Source organism: Streptomyces sp. NPDC031121 (assembly GCF_055570615.1).
In genome coordinates this window covers 393,035-412,208 of the sequence record NZ_JBVIGV010000002.1, presented here as the reverse complement: position 1 = coordinate 412,208, position 19,174 = coordinate 393,035, and the positions used below count along the sequence as shown (strand labels likewise).

Annotated in this window: 1 protein-coding gene (only partly in view); it reads left to right on the top strand. The window is 74.1% G+C overall.

All coding sequences use genetic code 11. From position 1 onward, the window contains the following. Nucleotides 1–19,174, top strand: partial view of an SDR family NAD(P)-dependent oxidoreductase gene (locus tag ACZ462_RS05140; protein WP_467802808.1) — the 3' portion only. Its footprint begins 11,678 nt before the window's first position; the window shows 19,174 of its 30,852 coding nt (coding positions 11,679–30,852); its start codon lies beyond the left edge, outside the window; it ends in the stop codon at nucleotides 19,172–19,174.

Genomic DNA, 19,174 nt, shown 5'->3' with positions numbered 1-19,174 from the left:
GCTGAACCAGACGATGTTCGCGCAGGCGGCTCTGTTCGCCGTTGAGGTGGCGTTGTTCCGGCTGGTCGAGTCGTGGGGGGTGCGGCCGGACTTTGTGGCCGGTCATTCCATCGGTGAGGTGGCCGCTGCGCATGTGGCGGGGGTGTTCTCGCTCGCCGACGCGTGTGCGCTGGTGTTGGCGCGGGGCCGGCTGATGCAGGCGCTGCCCGAGGGCGGTGCGATGCTCGCGGTCGCCGCGACGGAGGACGAGGTCCTGCCGCTGCTGGGCGCGTCGGTGTCGGTCGCCGCGGTCAACGGTCCCTCGGCCGTGGTCGTCTCGGGTGCCGAGAACGCGGTCGAGGCCGTACGCGCCCACTTCGAGGGGTTGGGCCGCAAGACGACCCGTCTGCGGGTCTCGCACGCCTTCCACTCGCCGCTGATGGACCCGATGCTGGACGACTTCCGCGCGGTGGTGTCCGGTCTGTCGTTCTCCGCGCCGGTGATCCCGATGGTGGCGGGTGCCGAGCAGGTCTGCGACCCGGAGTTCTGGGTGCGGCATGTCCGCGACGCGGTGCGATTCGCCGACGGTGTGCGGGCCCTCGACGAGGCGGGCGTGACCCGCTTCCTGGAACTCGGCCCCGACAGCGTGCTCTCGGCCACGGGCCAGGAATCGGCCGCGCCCGATGCCCTGTTCGTCGCCGCCCTGCGCAAGGGCCGAGACGAGGAGGCGACCGTCGTCCGCGCCGTGGCCGAGTTGTACGTCGACGGCCTGAGCACGGACTGGAGCGCCCTGTTCGCAGGGACCGGCGCCCGCGCGGTCGAGCTGCCCACCTACGCCTTCCAGCGGCAGTGCTACTGGCCCGCCAGGGTGGTGCTGCGAGCGGGTGACGTGAGGTTCGCGGGGCTCGGCGCGGCCGAGCACCCGATGCTGAGCGCGTGCGTGGGCCTGGCCGACGAGGACGGGACGGTACTGACCGGCCGCCTCTCCCGCCAGACCCACCCGTGGCTGGCCGACCACACCGTGAAGGGCGCGGTACTGGTGCCCGGCACCGGACTGCTCGAACTCGCTCTGCGGGGAGGCGCCGAGGTCGGCTGTGAGGTCCTGGAGGAACTGAACCTCACCGCACCGCTCTCCCTCCCCGAGCAGGGCGGCGTACAGCTACAGGTGCGGGTGTCGGAGCCGGAGGAGACCGGCCGTCGCACGGTCGGTGTGTACTCGTGCACCGAAGGAACCGGCGACGGGATGTGGATCCGGCACGCCCACGGTGTGCTGCGCCCCGACGCAGTGGCCGCGGCCGTGTTCGACGCGGTGGCCTGGCCGCCCGCGGACGCGGAGGTCGTCCCGGTCGAAGGCGCCTACGAGCGGTTCGCGGAAGCCGGGTTCGGCTACGGGCCGGTGTTCCGTGGGTTGCGGGCGGTGTGGCGGCGTGGTGAGGAGCTGTTCGCCGAGGTCGCGCTCCCCGAGAAGGAGCGCGAGGCGGCGGGCCGGTTCGGCCTGCACCCCGCGCTGCTGGATGCCTCCCTGCATGCGGGGCTGCTGGAGGGCGACAGGGACGACACCGTCGTTCCCTTCGCCTGGAACGACGTGGTGTTGCACGCGGTGGGCGCGTCCGAGGTCCGGGTGCGTCTGACCCGTGTCGGCGACGAGGGCCTGTCCCTGCAGATGGCGGACACGGCCGGACAGCCCGTGCTGTCCGTGGGCGCGATGCTCAGCCGTCCGGTCTCGGCGGAGCAGCTGGGGACTTCCCGTCCTCCGTTGTTCGGTGTCGAGTGGTCGGTGGTTCCGGCGGCGGTGGCCGGTGGGGCGGATGTGCCGTGGGTTGGTTGGGAGGAGGTGCCTGCCGAGGGTCCGGTGCCGGGTGTGGTGGTGCTGGACTGTGGTGCCGGTGTTGCGTCGGATGATGTTCCGTCCGGTGTGCGTGCGGTGTCGTACCGGGTGCTGGATGTGGTGCGGTCGTGGCTGGCTGATGAGCGGTTCGCGGCGTCGCGACTGGTGGTGGTGACGCGTGGTGCGGTCGCGGTGTCGGAGGGTGCCGGGCTGGATGTGGTGCAGGCTCCGGTGTGGGGTCTGGTGCGTGCGGCGCAGGCGGAGAACCCGGGCCGGTTCGTGCTGGTCGATGTGGAGCCGGGTGCGGCCGTCGGCGAGGTGTCGCGGGCGCTGGTGTCCGGGGAGGCGGAGTCTGCGGTGCGGGCGGGTGGGGTGTGGGTGCCTCGCCTGGTCCGGTTGGAGACGTCCGGTGACCGTGTTCCCGTGTTTGCTGCGGGGGGTTCGGTGCTGGTCACCGGTGGTACGGGTGGTCTGGGTGCGGTGGTGGCCCGTCGTCTGGTGGCGGAGTACGGGGTGCGGCATCTGGTGTTGACCAGCCGGAGGGGTCTTGCGGCTCCCGGGGCTGAGGAGTTGGCGGCGGAGCTGGCCGGGCTGGGTGCCGGGGTCCGTGTCGCCGCGTGTGATGTGTCGGACCGGGAGGCGCTCGCGGAGCTGCTGGCCGAGACGGTCGCGGAGCGTCCGCTGACCGCCGTCTTCCACGCCGCCGGCATCAGCAGCAACGCGCTCGTCGGTGCCCTGACCGAAGACCGCTTCGACGCCGTCCTCGCTCCCAAGGCGGATGCCGCCTGGCATCTGCACGAGCTGACGGGCGGGATGGACCTGGCCGCGTTCGTGATGTTCTCCTCGGCGGGTGGTCTCGTGCTGACCGCCGGGCAGGGCAACTACGCGGCGGCGAACGTCTTTCTCGACGCCCTCGCCGCACACCGGGCGGCCGAAGGACTGCCCGCCACCTCCATGGCCTTCGCCCTCTGGGATGCGGGAGTCGGCATGGGTACGCACCTCGCCGACGTGGACCGCAAGCGGATGGCCGCCCAGGGCCTGCCCGTCCTGACGGCCGACACCGGCATGGAGCTCTTCCGCTCGGCGCTGTGCTCCGCCCGACCCGTCGTCGTGCCCGCCGTGGTCGACACCGCGGCCCTGCGCACGCGTACCGACGAGATACCCGCCCTGCTCCGCGGGCTCGCCCCCCGGCGCGCCCGCCGGGCGGCCGCCGGATCGGGCAGCGCCGCAGCCGCCTCGCTGACGCAGCGGCTGGCCGGCCTGTCGGCGGGGGAGCGCCGCCGCACGGTGCTGCACCTGGTGCGTTCGCAGGTCGCGTCCGTGCTCGGGCACGCCTCGGCCGAGGCGATCGGCGCGGACCGGGCCTTCCAGGAGCTGGGCTTCGACTCGCTCGCCGCGACCGAACTCCGCAACCACCTGAACCAGGCCACCGGCCTGCGCCTGCCCGCCACCCTCGCCTTCGACCACCCCAACGCCGAAGCCGTCACCGACCACGTCCTCACCCTCCTCGGCGCGTCCGACGAGGCATCCGACGCGGCGGTACGGGGAACCGGCCACCGGCGCCCCGTGGACGACGACCCGATCGCGATCGTCGGCATGGCCTGCCGCTACCCGGGCGGGGTGACCTCGCCCGAGGAACTGTGGCGACTGCTCATGGACGGCGGGGACACCGTCTCCGACCTTCCCGCCGACCGCGGCTGGAACATCGAGGACCTGTACGACCCGGAGCCCGGCAAGGAGGGCAAGAGCTACACGCGCCGCGGCAGCTTCCTCCACGACGCGGCGTACTTCGACCCGGCCTTCTTCGGCATCTCGCCCCGCGAGGCCCTCTACATGGACCCGCAGCAGCGGCTGCTGCTCGAAACCTCCTGGGAGGCCCTGGAGCGGGCCGGTATCGACCCCGCCACGCTCAAGGGCAGCCGCACCGGCGTCTTCGCGGGTGTGATGTACCACGACTACGCGCTCGGCGCGCACCCTTCCGGCACCAGCGGAGGCAGCGTCGTGTCCGGCCGGGTCTCGTACACGCTGGGCCTGGAGGGCCCGGCCGTCACGGTGGACACCGCCTGCTCGTCCTCCCTGGTGGCCCTGCACCTGGCCGTGCAGGCCCTTCGGGCGGGAGAGTGCACCCTGGCCCTGGCCGGCGGCGCGACCGTCATGTCCACCCCCGGCATGTTCATCGAGTTCAGCCGTCAGCGCGGCCTCTCCGTCGACGGCCGCTGCAAGGCGTTCGCGGCCGGAGCGGACGGCGTCGGCTGGTCAGAGGGCGTCGGTGTGCTGCTCGTCGAGCGGCTGTCCGACGCGCAGCGCAACGGGCACCAGGTCCTGGCCGTGATCCGCGGATCCGCGGTCAACCAGGACGGCGCCAGCAACGGCTTCACCGCCCCCAACGGGCCCTCCCAGCAGCGCGTCATCCGCCAGGCCCTGGCCTCCGCCGGCCTGTCGGCCGCCGAGGTGGACGCGGTCGAGGCACACGGCACCGGCACCACGCTCGGCGACCCGATCGAGGCGCAGGCGCTCATCGCCACGTACGGACAGGACCGGCCGGAGGACCGGCCGTTCCTCCTCGGCTCCATCAAGTCGAACATCGGGCACGCGCAGGCCGGGGCCGGCGTGGCCGGCGTCATCAAGATGGTGATGGCCTTGCGGGAGGGTGTCCTGCCGCGCACGCTGCACGTGGACGAGCCTTCGCCGCACGTGGAATGGACCGAGGGCGCGGTGGCCCTGCTCCGGGAAGCGGTGGAATGGCCCGAGACCGGTCGTCCCCGCCGCGCGAGCGTCTCGGCGTTCGGCATCAGCGGCACCAACGCGCACGTGATTCTGGAACAGGGAACCACGGAACGGCCGGTCCCGCAGACCGGAGCCGGAGCCGGAGCCGGGGACGTGGCGGGAACGGAGACCGGCGTCCTGCCGTGGCTGGTGTCCGCGGCGACTCCGGAAGCCCTGCGCGAGCAGGCCGCGCGCCTGCTCGCGTACATCGAGGCCCGGCCGGGCCAGGACCTGGCGCTGACCGCGGGCGCGCTGGCGACCACGCGGACCGCCCTGGAGCAGCGGGCGGCGGTCGTCGCCGCCGGACGCCAAGAACTGACCGAGGCACTGCGCGGACTGGCCGCGGGCGACCTGTCGCTTCCGGCCGGTGTCGTCACCGCGTCCGCCCGGGGGGCCGGAGCGTGTGCGTTCCTGTTCTCGGGGCAGGGTTCGCAGAGGCTGGGGATGGGCCGGGAGCTGTATGCGCGCTTCCCGGTGTTCGCGCAGGCTTTTGACGCGGTGTGTGCGGAGTTGGATGTTCCGGTGCGGGAGGTGGTCTGGGGTGAGGACGCGGAGGCGCTGAACCAGACGATGTTCGCGCAGGCGGCTCTGTTCGCCGTTGAGGTGGCGTTGTTCCGGCTGGTCGAGTCGTGGGGTGTCACGCCCGATTTTGTGGCCGGTCATTCGATCGGTGAGGTGGCTGCGGCGCATGTGGCGGGGGTGTTCTCGCTCGCCGACGCGTGTGCGCTGGTGTCGGCGCGGGGCCGGCTGATGCAGGCGCTGCCGGAGGGCGGTGCGATGCTCGCGGTCGTCGCGACGGAGGACGAGGTCCTGCCGCTGTTGGGCGCGTCGGTGTCGGTCGCCGCGGTCAACGGTCCCTCGGCCGTGGTGGTTTCCGGTGCCGAGGACGCGGTCGAGGCTGTCCGTGCGCACTTCGAGGGGCTCGGGCGCAAGACGACCCGTCTGCGGGTCTCGCACGCCTTCCACTCGCCGCTGATGGATCCGATGCTGGACGGGTTCCGTACGGTGGTGTCGGGGCTGTCCTTCTCCGCGCCCGCCCTGCCGGTCGTCTCCGACCTGACGGGCGCGATCGCCGACAGCGAGCGGCTGTGCACCCCGGAGTACTGGGTGAGCCATGTCCGCGAGGCGGTCCGCTTCGCCGACGGAATCCGCACCCTGACCGACCTGGGCGTGACCCGCTTCCTGGAACTCGGCCCCGACGCCGTGCTCTCCGGCATGGCCGCGGACTGCTCTGACGGTACGCCCGCCCTGCCCGTGCTGCGTGCGGGCCGGGACGAGGCCACCACCCTGGTGTCGGCGCTCGCCGACCTCCACTGCGGCGGAATCACCGTGGACTGGCGGGCGTTCTTCGCCGGTACGGGTTCGGGTGCGGGCGCCGGCCAGGCACACGTCGACCTGCCCACATACGCGTTCCAGCGCCGGCGGTACTGGCTGGACGCGACGCAGGGCGTGGCCGACCTGGACTCGGTCGGTGTCGCCTCCGCGGATCACCCGCTGCTGGGCACGGCGATGGAACTCGTCACGGCCGACGGCTACCTCTTCACCGGCCGCCTCTCGCTCCGGACACACCCCTGGCTCGCTGACCACACGGTGATGGGCGCGGTACTGGTGCCCGGCACCGGGCTGCTCGAACTCGCCCTGCGGGCAGGCGCCGAGGTCGGATGCGCCGGGGTGGAGGAGCTGACGCTCGCGGCGCCGCTGGTGCTGCCCCTGGAGGGCGGCGTACAGGTACAGGTGTGGGTCGGTGAGCCGGACGCGTCCGGCCGCCGCCCGGTCACCGTGCACTCCCGGCCGGACGGGGAACAGGACGGCGGATGGGTCCGGCACGCCGGCGGCGTGCTCGGCACGGCGAGTGCCGCGGACGCGGCCGCCGGGTTCGACGCGGCGGCCTGGCCGCCGGCCGGCGCCGAGCCGGTGTCCCTCGACGGTGCCTACGAAGGCTTCGCCGGAGCCGGGTTCGGCTACGGTCCCGTCTTCCGTGGCCTGCGGGCTGTGTGGCGGCGTGGTGAGGAGCTGTTCGCCGAGGTCGCGCTGCCGGTGGAGGAGCGGGACACCGCGGGCCGGTTCGGCCTGCACCCCGCCCTCCTGGACGCTGCGATGCACCCGGCGATCCTGACGAGCACGGGCGAGACGGCCATTCCGTTCGTCTGGAACGACGTGGCCCTGCACGCGGTCGGCGCCGCCGAGGCACGGGTGCGACTGACCCGTGTCGGCGAGGACGGCTGGGCGCTCGCCCTCGCCGACGTCACCGGCACGCCGGTGCTCTCGGTCGGCTCGATGGTCAGCCGGCCCGTCTCGGCGGAGCAGCTGGGGGCCTCCGGGAGCCCCTTGTTCGGTGTCGAGTGGTCGGTGGTTCCGGCGGCGGTTGCCGGTGGGGCGGATGTGCCGTGGGTTGGTTGGGAGGAGGTGCCTGCCGAGGGTCCGGTGCCGGGTGTGGTGGTGCTGGACTGTGGTGCCGGTGTTGCGTCGGATGATGTTCCGTCCGGTGTGCGTGCGGTGTCGTACCGGGTGCTGGATGTGGTGCGGTCGTGGCTGGCTGATGAGCGGTTCGCGGCGTCGCGCCTGGTGGTGGTGACGCGTGGTGCGGTCGCGGTGTCGGAGGGTGCCGGGCTGGATGTGGTGCAGGCTCCGGTGTGGGGTCTGGTGCGTGCGGCGCAGGCGGAGAACCCGGGCCGGTTCGTGCTGGTCGATGTGGAGCCGGGTGCGGCCGTCGGCGAGGTGTCGCGGGCGCTGGTGTCCGGGGAGGCGGAGTCTGCGGTGCGGGCGGGTGAGGTGTGGGTGCCTCGCCTGGTCCGGCTGGAGACGTCCGGTGACCGTGTTCCCGTGTTTGCTGCGGGGGGTTCGGTGCTGGTCACCGGTGGTACGGGTGGTCTGGGTGCGGTGGTGGCCCGTCGTCTGGTGGCGGAGTACGGGGTGCGGCATCTGGTGCTGACCAGCCGGAGGGGTCTTGCGGCTCCCGGGGCTGAGGAGTTGGCGGCGGAGCTGGCCGGGCTGGGTGCCGGGGTCCGTGTCGCCGCGTGCGATGTGTCGGACCGGGAGGCGCTCGCGGAGCTGCTGGCCGAGACGGTCGCGGAGCGTCCGCTGACCGCCGTCTTCCACGCCGCCGGCATCGGGGACAGCACCGTCATGGCCGCCCTCACGCACGAGCAGGTGGACACGGTCTACGCCCCCAAGGCGGATGCCGCCTGGTACCTGCACGAGCTGACGTGCGGGATGGACCTGGCCGCGTTCGTGATGTTCTCCTCGGCGGGTGGTCTCGTGCTGACCGCCGGCCAGGGCAACTACGCGGCGGCGAACGTCTTCCTCGACGCCCTCGCCGCACACCGGGCGGCCGAAGGACTGCCCGCCACCTCCATGGCCTTCGGCCTCTGGGAGGTCGGCGGCGGGCTCGGGGCGTACCTGAGGGACGTGGACCGCAAGCGGATGGCCGCGCAGGGCGTACCGCCGTTGACGCACGAGGCCGGCCTGGCCCTGTTCGACGCGGCCTTGCGGTCCGAGCGCGCCAACGTCGTCCCCGTACGGGTCGACACGGCCGCCCTGCGCAGCCGCAAGGACGAGGTACCCGCGCTCCTGCGCGGCCTCGCACCCGTCGTACGGAGGGGGAGGGCCGCGGCAGCCGGCAGCGGCACCGCCGCCGAGCCGGCCCTGAACGACCGGCTGGCCGGCCTGTCGGCAGGGGAGCGCCGCCGCACGGTGCTGCACCTGGTGCGTTCGCAGGTCGCGTCCGTGCTCGGGCACGCCTCGGCCGAGGCGATCGGCGCGGACCGGGCCTTCCAGGAGCTGGGCTTCGACTCGCTCGCCGCGACCGAACTCCGCAACCACCTGAACCAGGCCACCGGCCTGCGCCTGCCCGCCACCCTCGCCTTCGACCACCCCAACGCCGAAGCCGTCACCGACCACGTCCTCACCCTCCTCGGTGAGAACGGACCGGGCGGCGGGGTCTCGGGTGAGGACGAGGTCCGCGAGGCCCTCCGATCCATCCCGACCAGTCGGCTGCGCGACGCCGGCCTGATCGACAGCCTCCTGGAACTCGCGGAGGTCCGGGTCACTTCCGCGGACCTCGCCCACGAGCAGGAACAGGAACAGGAACGTGACGCCGCCGAGGACGCGGACGGCACGGCCCTCGCGGCCGCCCGCCGCGAGACCGCCCGCCTGCGCGCCGACAACCGCAGGCTCGCCGCCGACCGGCACGAGCCCATCGCGATCGTCGGCATGTCCTGCCGCTACCCGGGCGGGGTAACCAGCCCCGAGGACCTCTGGCAACTCGTCACCTCCGGCGGCGACGCGATCTCCGCGTTCCCCACCGACCGCGGCTGGGACCTGTCCACCCTGCGTGACCCGAAGGGCAGCGGCCCGGACGCGTACTACACGCGCACCGGCGGATTCCTCGACGGAGCAGCCGACTTCGATCCTGCCTTCTTCGGCATCTCGCCGCGCGAGGCCCTCGCCATGGACCCGCAGCAGCGGATCACCCTGGAACTGGCCTGGGAGGCACTGGAACGCGCGGGCATCGACCCGACCTCGCTCCGGGGCAGCCGGACCGGCGTGTTCGCCGGCGTGATGTACCACGACTACCCGGGCAGCGACGGCAACGGCAGCGTGGTCTCGGGCCGGGTCTCCTACAAGCTCGGCCTCGAAGGGCCCGCCGTCGCCGTCGACACCGCCTGCTCGTCCTCGCTCGTCGCGCTGCACCTCGCGGTGCAGGCGCTGCGGCAGGGGGACTGCTCGCTGGCGCTGACCGGCGGTGTGACGGTGATGGCGACTCCCGGGGTGTTCGTCGAGTTCGGCCGTCAGGGCGGACTCGCCTCCGACGGCCGCTGCAAGTCGTTCGCCTCGGCGGCCGACGGCACCGGATTCGCCGAGGGGGCGGGCTTCCTCGTGGTCGAGCGGCTCTCGGACGCGGTCCGCAACGGGCACCAGGTGCTCGCCGTGATCCGCGGCTCCGCCGTCAACCAGGACGGTGCCTCCAACGGCCTGACCGCGCCGAACGGCCCCTCCCAGCGCCGGGTGATCCGCCAGGCCCTCGCCAACGCGCGGCTCGCCGCCGACCAGATCGACGCCGTCGAGGCGCACGGCACCGGCACGACCCTCGGCGACCCGATCGAGGCGCAGGCACTGCTGGCCACGTACGGCCAGGGGCGGCCGGCGGACCGGCCGCTGTGGCTGGGCTCGGTCAAGTCCAACATCGGCCACTCGCAGGCCGCGGCCGGCGTGGCCGGCGTCATAAAGATGGTCATGGCCATGCGTCACGAGGCCCTCCCGGCGACCCTGCACGTGGACGAACCGAGCCACGAGGTCGACTGGAGCGCGGGTGACGTACGGCTGCTCACCGAGGCCCGCGGGTGGGCCGCGGACGGCCGGCGCACCCGCCGCGCGGGAGTCTCGTCCTTCGGTATCAGCGGCACCAACGCACACGTGATCGTCGAGGAGGCCCCGATGAACCCGGCAGCCCACGTCGCCGGGCCCCGGTCCGAGTCCAGGCCGGGCGACGGATCCGAGGCCCCCGCCTCGATCGTGGTGTCCGCCGCGACGCCCGACGCCCTGCGCGCCCAGGCCGGACGCCTGCTCGCGCTCGTCGGCGAGACCGAGGCGATCCGCCCCGTCGACCTCGGTTACTCGCTCGCCACGACACGGGCGGCGCTCCAACACCGCGCCGCGTTCGCGGCAGCGGACCGGAACCAGCTCCTGTCCGGCCTCGCAGCCGTGGCGCGCGGTGAGACGGCCGCGGCCGTCGCGACCGCCGCACCCCTCGCGTTCCTGTTCTCGGGGCAGGGTTCGCAGCGCCTGGGGATGGGGCGGGAGCTGTACGCGCGCTTCCCGGCCTTCGCGCGGGCCTTCGACGCGGTGTGCGCCGAGCTGGATGTTCCGGTGCGGCAGGTGGTCTGGGGTGAGGACGCGGCGGCGCTGAACCGTACGGTGTTCGCGCAGGCGGCTCTGTTCGCGGTCGAGGTGGCGCTGTTCCGGCTGGTCGAGTCGTGGGGGGTACGGCCGGACTTCGTGGCGGGTCACTCGATCGGCGAGGTGGCCGCGGCGCACGTGGCGGGGGTGTTCTCGCTGCGGGATGCGTGTGCGCTGGTCTCGGCGCGCGGCCGGCTGATGGACGCGCTGCCGGAGGGCGGTGCGATGCTCGCCGTCCAGGCGGCGGAGGAGGAAGTCCTGCCGCTGCTGGGCGAGTCGGTGTCGGTCGCCGCCGTCAACGGACCCTCGGCCGTGGTCGTCTCCGGCGCACAGGAGGGCGTGCAGGCGGTACGGGCCCACTTCGAGGCGCAGGGCCGGAAGGCGACCGCGCTGCGGGTCTCGCACGCCTTCCACTCGCCGCTGATGGACCCCATGCTGGACGACTTCCGTACGGCCCTGGCCGGGCTCTCCTTCGGCAAGCCCGCGATCCCCGTCGTCTCCAACCTGACCGGCCGCCTCGCCGACAGCGAGCGGCTGTGCACCCCGGAGTACTGGGTGAGCCATGTCCGCGAGGCGGTCCGCTTCGCCGATGGCATCCGCACCCTGACCGACCTGGGCGTGACCCGCTTCCTGGAACTCGGCCCCGACGGTGTCCTCACCGCCATGGCACAGGAGCCGGCCGCCGAAGGCGCCGCCCTGGTGCCCGCGCTCCGCAGGAACACCGCGGAGGAGTCCGCCGTACGGCAGGCCGTGTGCCGCCTCCACGCGCACGGTGTGAAGGTCGACTGGTCCGCCTTCTACGCGGACACGGCGGCCCGGCGCGTCGACCTGCCCACCTACCCCTTCCAGCACCGGCGGTTCTGGCCGGCGGTCATGGCGTACGCGGGCAGCGCGGAATCCGTGGGCCTCAAGCCGGCGGAACACCCCCTGCTGACCGGCACCGTCGAACTGGCCGGATCCGCAGGCCACTTGTTCACCGGCCGGCTGTCGGTGCAGTCGCACCCCTGGCTCGCGGACCACGCGGTCATGGGCGCCGTACTCGTACCCGGCACCGCGCTGGTCGAGCTGGTCGTACGGGCGGCGGACGAGGTCGGATGCGCGGCGGTGGACGAACTGACCCTGTCCGCACCGCTGGTGCTGCCCGCCGAAGGCGGCGTGCAGGTGCAGGTCTGGGTGGGCGAGCCGGACGACTCCGGCCGCAGGCCGGTCAGTGTCCACTCCCGCCCGGACACCGGATCCGACACCGGATGGGCGCGTCACGCGGACGGCTTCCTCGCCGTCTCCTCGGTCCCGGAGCCGGTGTTCGACGCGGCGGCCTGGCCGCCCGCAGGCGCCGAGGCGCTGGACGTGTCGGAGGTGTACGAGCGGTTCGCGGAGGCCGGGTTCGCGTACGGGCCGGTGTTCCAGGGCCTGCGCGCGGCCTGGCGGCGCGGCGACGAGGTGTACGCCGAGGCGGCGCTGCCCGAGGACGTGGACGGCGGGGCCTTCGGCCTGCACCCGGCCCTGTTCGATGCGAGCCTGCACGCCGCCGCGGCAGGAGACGGCGCGGCGGCGGGCGGCGGAGTGCCGTTCGCGTGGTCCGGCGTGTCCTTGTACGCGTCCGGTGCGTCGGCCGTGCGGGCCCGGCTCACCCCGAGCGGCGACGGTTCCCTGTCCGTGGCGCTCGCCGACGGGACGGGGGCACTCGTCGCCGCCGTCCGCTCGCTCGCCGTACGGCCCGTGTCCGCCCGGCAGGTGGGCGAAGCGGAGACGGCGGTGCGCGACGCGCTGTTCGCCGTGGAGTGGACGCCGGTCGACGTGTCCGGCACCGCGGCGCCGGACGCGGAGCTGATCCGGCTCGGTGCGGCGGCCGACTCCGGCGACGTCGTCGCATCGGTGCACGCGCTGACCGCGCGGGCCCTGGAGCTCGTCCAGGAGGAGCGGCAGCCCGCCGCCGGCACCCCGCTGGTCCTCGTCACCCGCGGCGCCGTGTCGGGCGGGGACCTGGCCGCCGCGGCGGTATGGGGCCTGCTGCGGTCCGCGCAGTCGGAACACCCGGACCGGTTCGTCCTCGTGGACGTGACCGGAGAGGAACCCGGCGACGAGGTGCTGAAGTCCCTGGCCACCCTCGGGGAACCCCAGCTCCTCGTCCGTGACGGCAGGGTGCTGGCGGCCCGGCTGGCCCGGGCCGCAGAGCCTGCCGCCCCGGCCGTGCCCGTGTGGGACGGCGACGGCCCGGTCCTGGTCACGGGCGGTACGGGCGGCCTGGGCCGGGCCGTGGCCCGCCACCTCGTGGCCGAGCACGGCGTACGCAGCCTGCTGCTCGTCAGCCGGCGCGGCCCCGGCGCGGAAGGCGTCGCGGAGTTCCTCGCACAGCTTGCCGAAGCGGGCGCGGACGCGGTAGTCGAGGCGTGCGACCTCACCGACCGGACCGCCGTCGACGGCCTGCTGTCCCGCCACCGCGTCCACGCCGTCGTCCACACCGCCGGCGTGCTCGACGACGCCCTGCTCGGCTCGCTCACACCGGACCGGCTGGCCGCCGTACTCCGTCCCAAGGTGGACGCGGCCTGGAACCTGCACGAAGCGACCAAGGGACACGACCTCGCGGCCTTCGTCCTGTTCTCCTCAGTGGCGGGGACCTTCGGCAACGCCGGCCAGGCCAACTACGCCGCCGGCAACTCCTTCCTGGATGCCCTCGCGCGCCACCGGGACGGCCTGGGGCTGCCCGGCACCTCCCTGGCCTGGGGGCCGTGGGCCGGTGCGGGCGGCGGAATGACCGGCGGCCTCACCGCGGCCGACACGGAACGCATGACCCGTGCGGGGATGCCCCCGCTGGCGCCGGAGCAGGGACTGGCCCTGTTCGACACGGCCCTCACCACCGAGCACCCCGTCGTCCTGCCGGTCCGCCTGGACCTGCCCGCCATCCGGGCGCGAGGTGAGGTCCCGGCGCTGCTGCGCGGCCTGATCCGCAAGCCCGCCCGCCGCGCGGCGACCGCGGCCGCGGCGGGCGCCGGACTCACCCGGCGGCTGGCGGGTCTCGACCCGCAGGCGCGCCACGAGGCGGTGCTCGACCTCGTACGGACGCAGATCGCGCTCGTCCTCGGGCACGCGGGCGTGGCGGAGGTCGACCCCGCACGGGCCTTCCAGGACCTGGGCTTCGACTCCCTGATGGCCGTCGAACTGCGCAACCGGCTCGACGCTGCCACCGGGCTGCGCCTGCCCGCCACCCTCGTCTTCGACCATCCGACCGCGGACGCGCTGGTGCGCTTCCTCCTCGACGAGGTGTTCGGGGACGAGTCCGCCGAGGCCGGGCACCTGCCCGCCACCCGCCCGGCAGCGGCGGCGGCGACCGGAGACGATCCGGTGGTGATCGTGGGCATGGCCTGCCGGTACCCGGGCGGGGTGGCCTCCCCCGAGGACCTGTGGCGGCTGGTCGCCGACGGCGTGGACGCCGTCGGCGCGTTCCCGGCCGACCGAGGCTGGGACGTGGACTCGCTCTACCACCCGGACCCGGAACACCCGGGCACCAGCTACACCCGCTCCGGCGGCTTCCTGGCCGCCGCGGCCGACTTCGACCACGACTTCTTCGGGATGAGTCCGCGCGAGGCCCTCGCCACGGACGCCCAGCAGCGGCTGCTGCTGGAGACGACCTGGGAGGCCGTGGAACGGTCCGGCATCGACCCGGTGTCGCTGCGCGGCTCGCAGACCGGCGTGTTCGCCGGTGTCATGTACAGCGACTACGCCAGCCTGCTCGGTGGCCGTGAGTTCGAAGGCCACCAGGGCAGCGGCAGTGCGGGCAGTATCGCCTCGGGTCGCGTCTCGTACGCGCTGGGTCTGGAGGGCCCGGCGGTGACGGTGGACACGGCGTGTTCGTCGTCGCTGGTGGCGATGCACCTCGCGGCGCAGGCGCTGCGGTCGGGGGAGTGCTCCCTGGCGGTGGCGGGTGGTGTGACGGTGATGTCCACGCCGACGACGTTCGTTGAGTTCTCCCGCCAGCGCGGCCTCGCGGCCGACGGCCGGTGCAAGGCGTTCGCCGAGGCCGCCGACGGTGTCGGCTGGGGCGAGGGCGTGGGCATGGTCGTCCTGGAGCGGCTGTCGGACGCGGTGCGCAACGGTCACCGCGTGCTGGCGGTGGTGCGGGGCTCGGCGGTCAACCAGGACGGTGCGAGCAATGGTCTGACGGCTCCGAACGGTCCTTCGCAGCAGCGGGTGATCCGCCAGGCGCTGGCCGGCGGTGGTCTGTCGACGTCCGACGTGGACGTGGTGGAGGCGCACGGCACCGGCACCACGCTCGGCGACCCGATCGAGGCGCAGGCCCTGCTCGCGACCTACGGCCGGGACCGCGACGCCGAGCGCCCGCTGCTGCTCGGCTCGGTGAAGTCCAACATCGGGCACGCGCAGGCGGCCGCCGGCGTGGCCGGTGTGATCAAGATGGTCATGGCGATGCGGCACGGCCTGGTACCGAAGACGCTGCACGTGGATGCCCCGTCCTCGCACGTGGACTGGGCGGCGGGTGCGGTGGAGCTCCTGTCGGAGCAGCGTGCCTGGCCGGAGTCGGGCCGGGTGCGGCGTGCGGGTGTGTCCTCGTTCGGTATCAGCGGGACGAACGCGCACGTGGTGCTGGAGCAGTTCGAGCCGGCCGAGGTGGAGGCGGCGGACGCGCAGCTCGTTCCGGGTGTGGTGCCGTGGCTGGTGTCCGGCAAGACGGAGGACGCGCTTGAGGCCCAGGTGGCGCGGCTGCGTGCGTACGTGGAGGAGTCGGGGCTGCGTCCGGTGGACGTGGGTCTGTCCACCCTTGACCGGTCGGTCTTCGCTCACCGTGCGGTGGTGCTGAACGGCGATGAGGTGATCCAGGGGCAGGCGCGGTCGGGCAAGACGGCGTTCCTGTTCACGGGTCAGGGCTCGCAGCGCCTGGGGATGGGCCGGGAGCTGTATGCACGCTTCCCGGTGTTCGCGCAAGCCTTCGACGCGGTGTGTGCGGAGCTGGATGTTCCGGTGCGGGAGGTGGTCTGGGGAGAGGACGCGGAGGCGCTGAACCAGACCATGTACGCCCAGGCGGCTCTGTTCGCCGTGGAAGTGGCGCTGTTCCGGCTGGTCGAGTCCTGGGGTGTCACGCCCGATTTCGTGGCCGGTCATTCCATCGGCGAGGTGGCCGCGGCGCATGTGGCGGGGGTGTTCTCGCTCGCCGACGCGTGTGCGCTGGTGTCGGCGCGGGGCCGGCTGATGCAGGCGCTGCCGGAGGGCGGTGCGATGCTCGCGGTCGCCGCGACGGAGGACGAGGTCCTGCCGCTGCTGGGCGCGTCGGTGTCGATCGCCGCGGTCAACGGTCCCTCGGCCGTGGTGGTTTCCGGTGCCGAGGACGCGGTGGAGTCCGTTCGTGCGCACTTCGAGGGGCTGGGGCGCAAGACGACCCTTCTGCGGGTCTCGCACGCCTTCCACTCCCCGCTGATGGACCCCATGCTGGACGCTTTCCGCGCCGTCGTGTCCGGTCTGTCGTTCGCGACTCCGAGGATCGCGATGACCGCGGGCCCGGACGTGGTCTGCGACCCGGAGTACTGGGTGCGCCACGTTCGCGAGGCGGTCCGTTTCGCCGACGACATCCGCGCCCTCACCGGCCTCGGCGTCACCCGGTACCTCGAACTCGGCCCGGACGCGGTCCTGTCCGCCCTGGTCGCCGGCTCCGTCACGGACGCCGAAACCACGGTGGTGCCCGTCCTGCGCAGGAACCGCGACGAGGAGGAGTCCGCTCTCCAAGCCCTCGCCCGGCTCCACGTGAGCGGTGTGCGGGTGGACTGGACCGCCGTCTTCGCCGGCACCGGGGCCCGGCCGGTGGACCTGCCGACGTACGCCTTCCAGCACCGCCGCTACTGGCCCACCGGCGCACCCGCCGGCCGGGGCGGTGCGGAGGCGCTCGGACTCCGGTCCGCCGAGCACCCGCTGCTCTCGGGCGCGGTGGAGCTGGCCGGATCCGACGGGTTCCTGTTCACCGGCCGGCTCTCGGCGGCCACCCACCCGTGGCTGGGCGACCACCTCGTCATGGGCTCGGTCGTGGTGCCCGGCACGGCGCTGCTCGAACTCGCCGTCCGGGCGGGCGACGAGCTCGGCTGCCCCACCGTCGAGGAACTGACCCTCGCCGCGCCGCTGGTCCTGCCCGAACAGGGCGCCGCCGTGCAACTCCAGGTGGCCGCGGCCGCTCCCGACGCATCGGGGCGGCGCGCGCTCACCGTGCACTCCCGGACCGCCGCGGCGGGCGCCCACGCACCGTGGACGCTCCACGCCAGTGGTGTGCTGGCCCATCGGCCCGCCGGCTCCGGCACGCCGTTCGAAGCGGCGGCCTGGCCGCCGGCAGGAGCGGAAGCCCTCGATGTGGCGGACGTGTACGAGCGTTTCGCCGACGCGGGGTTCGCGTACGGCCCGGTGTTCCAGGGCCTGCGCGCTGCCTGGCGGCTCGGTGAGGAGGTGTATGCGGACGTCGCCCTGCCCGAGGGCGTCGAAGGATCGGCGTTCGCGCTGCACCCGGCGCTGTTCGACGCCGCGCTGCACGCGTTCGCGCTCGGCGCGGACACCGGCGGCGCCGGGGAGCGGAGCAGCGGCGGGGTCCCGTTCTCCTGGAGCGGTGTCTCGCTGCACGCCGCGGGCGCCTCGGCGGTGCGGGCCCGGCTGAGCCGGTCCGGTACGGGCGGCGCGGTGTCCCTCGCCCTCGCGGACACCACGGGCGCACCGGTGGCCTCCGTCGAGTCCCTCGTCGTACGGCCCCTCAGCGCGGAACAGCTGGGCGCGGCGGACCGGGCCGGGCGGGACTCCCTGTTCCACCTGGACTGGACGCCCGTCGACGGCGAAGGCGACCCCGGCGGGAACCCGCGGACCGCGGTGATCGCCACGATGAGCACCACGGCCGCGGCCGCGGCGGCATTGGGCGACCACCCGGTGTACGCCGGGCTCGCCGAGCTGCTCGCCGAGGTCGCCGCCGACACGGCTCAGCCGGTCCCGGACGTGGTCCTCGTACCGCTGACGGACGGCAGTGCGGACGGGGGGGCGGACGGTGAAGCGGCCGCCGGTACGCCGGAGGCCGTGCACGCGCGCACCGCCCAGGCCCTGGACATCGCTCAGGCCTGGCTGGCCGAGGACCGCTTCGCCGACGCACGCCTGGTGTTCGTCACCCGGGGCGCGACCTCCGGCGCGGACCTCGCGGCCGCGGCCGTCCGGGGCCTGGTGCGCTCGGCGATCTCGGAGAACCCGGGCCGCTTCGGCCTCGTGGACCTCGACGACGCCGGCGCGGCGGCTCTGCTGCCGCAGGCCCTCGCCGGCGGGGAGCCGCAGCTCCTGCTGCGCGGCGGTGCCGTACTGGCCGCCCGCATTGCCCGGATCTCCGACCCGGCCCCGGCCGCCCCGGTATGGGCGGGCGAGGGCGCGGTCCTGATCACCGGCGGCACCGGCGGCCTGGGCCGGCTGCTGGCCCGCCACCTGGTCGCCGAACACGGCGTGCGCGAGCTGGTGCTGGTCAGCCGGCGGGGCCCCGACGCCGAAGGAGCGGCCGCACTCGCCGCCGAACTCGCCGAGTCCGGCGCCCGTGCAGTGATCGAGGCCTGCGACGTCGCGGATCCGGAGGCGGTGGCGGCACTGGTCGCCCGCCACCCGCTGCGCGCGGTGGTCCACACCGCGGGCGCGCTGGCAGACGGGGTCCTCGGATCCCTGACCCCGGACCGGCTCGCGGAGGTGCTGCGTCCCAAGGCGGACGCGGCCTGGAACCTGCACGAGGCAACCCGGGGCCTGCCCCTGGAGGCGTTCGTCCTGTTCTCCTCCGCGGCGGGCACACTGGGCAACGCCGGCCAGGCCAACTACGCCGCCGCCAACGCCTACCTCGACGCCCTGGCCCGGCACCGCCGCGCCCACGGCCTGCCCGGCACCTCCCTGGCCTGGGGCCCCTGGGCGGGCACCGGCGGCGGCATGACCGGAGAACTGACCGCGGCCGAGGCCGAACGCCTGGCCCGCGCCGGACTCCCGCCGCTCACCCCTGAGCAGGGACTGGAGCTGTTCGACACCGCAGCGGGCGGCGCCGAGCCGGCCGTACTGCCCGTCCGGCTCGACCTCGCGGCGCTCCGCGCCCGCGGGGAGGTGCCCGCACTGCTGCGCGGCCTGGTCCGGACGCCCGTACGCCGCACCTCCGCGGCGGACGGGACGGGTGGCGGGCTCGCCGAAAGGCTCGTGTCCCTTCCGCAGGCGGAGCGGTACGACGCCCTGCTCGCCGAGGTACGCGGCCAGGCTGCGGCGGTCCTCGGGCACTCGGGAGCCGCGGACGTGGACCCGCACCGCTCCTTCCAGGACCTCGGACTCGACTCGCTGACCGCGATCGAGCTCCGGAACCGGCTCAGCGCGCTGACCGGCACCCGGCTGCCGGCCACGCTGGTCTTCGACTACCCGACGACCGCGGAGCTGGTGGACCACCTGTACGCGCTGCTCGACGTGGCGCCGCCGGCCCAGCCCGACGCCGCCGGCGCCCTCCTGGCCGAACTGGCCAGACTGGAGCAGGCCTTCACCGCGGCAGAGGTCAGCGACGAGGTGTTCGCGCAGGTGGCGGGACGGCTCGACGTCCTGAAGGAGAAGTGGGGCGCGCTGCGCGGGACGGGCTCGGACGAGAGCACCGACACCGAGGGCGGATTCGACTTCGAGACGGCCTCCGACGAGGAGGTTTTCGACCTGCTGGACAAGCAGCTCGGCCTGTAG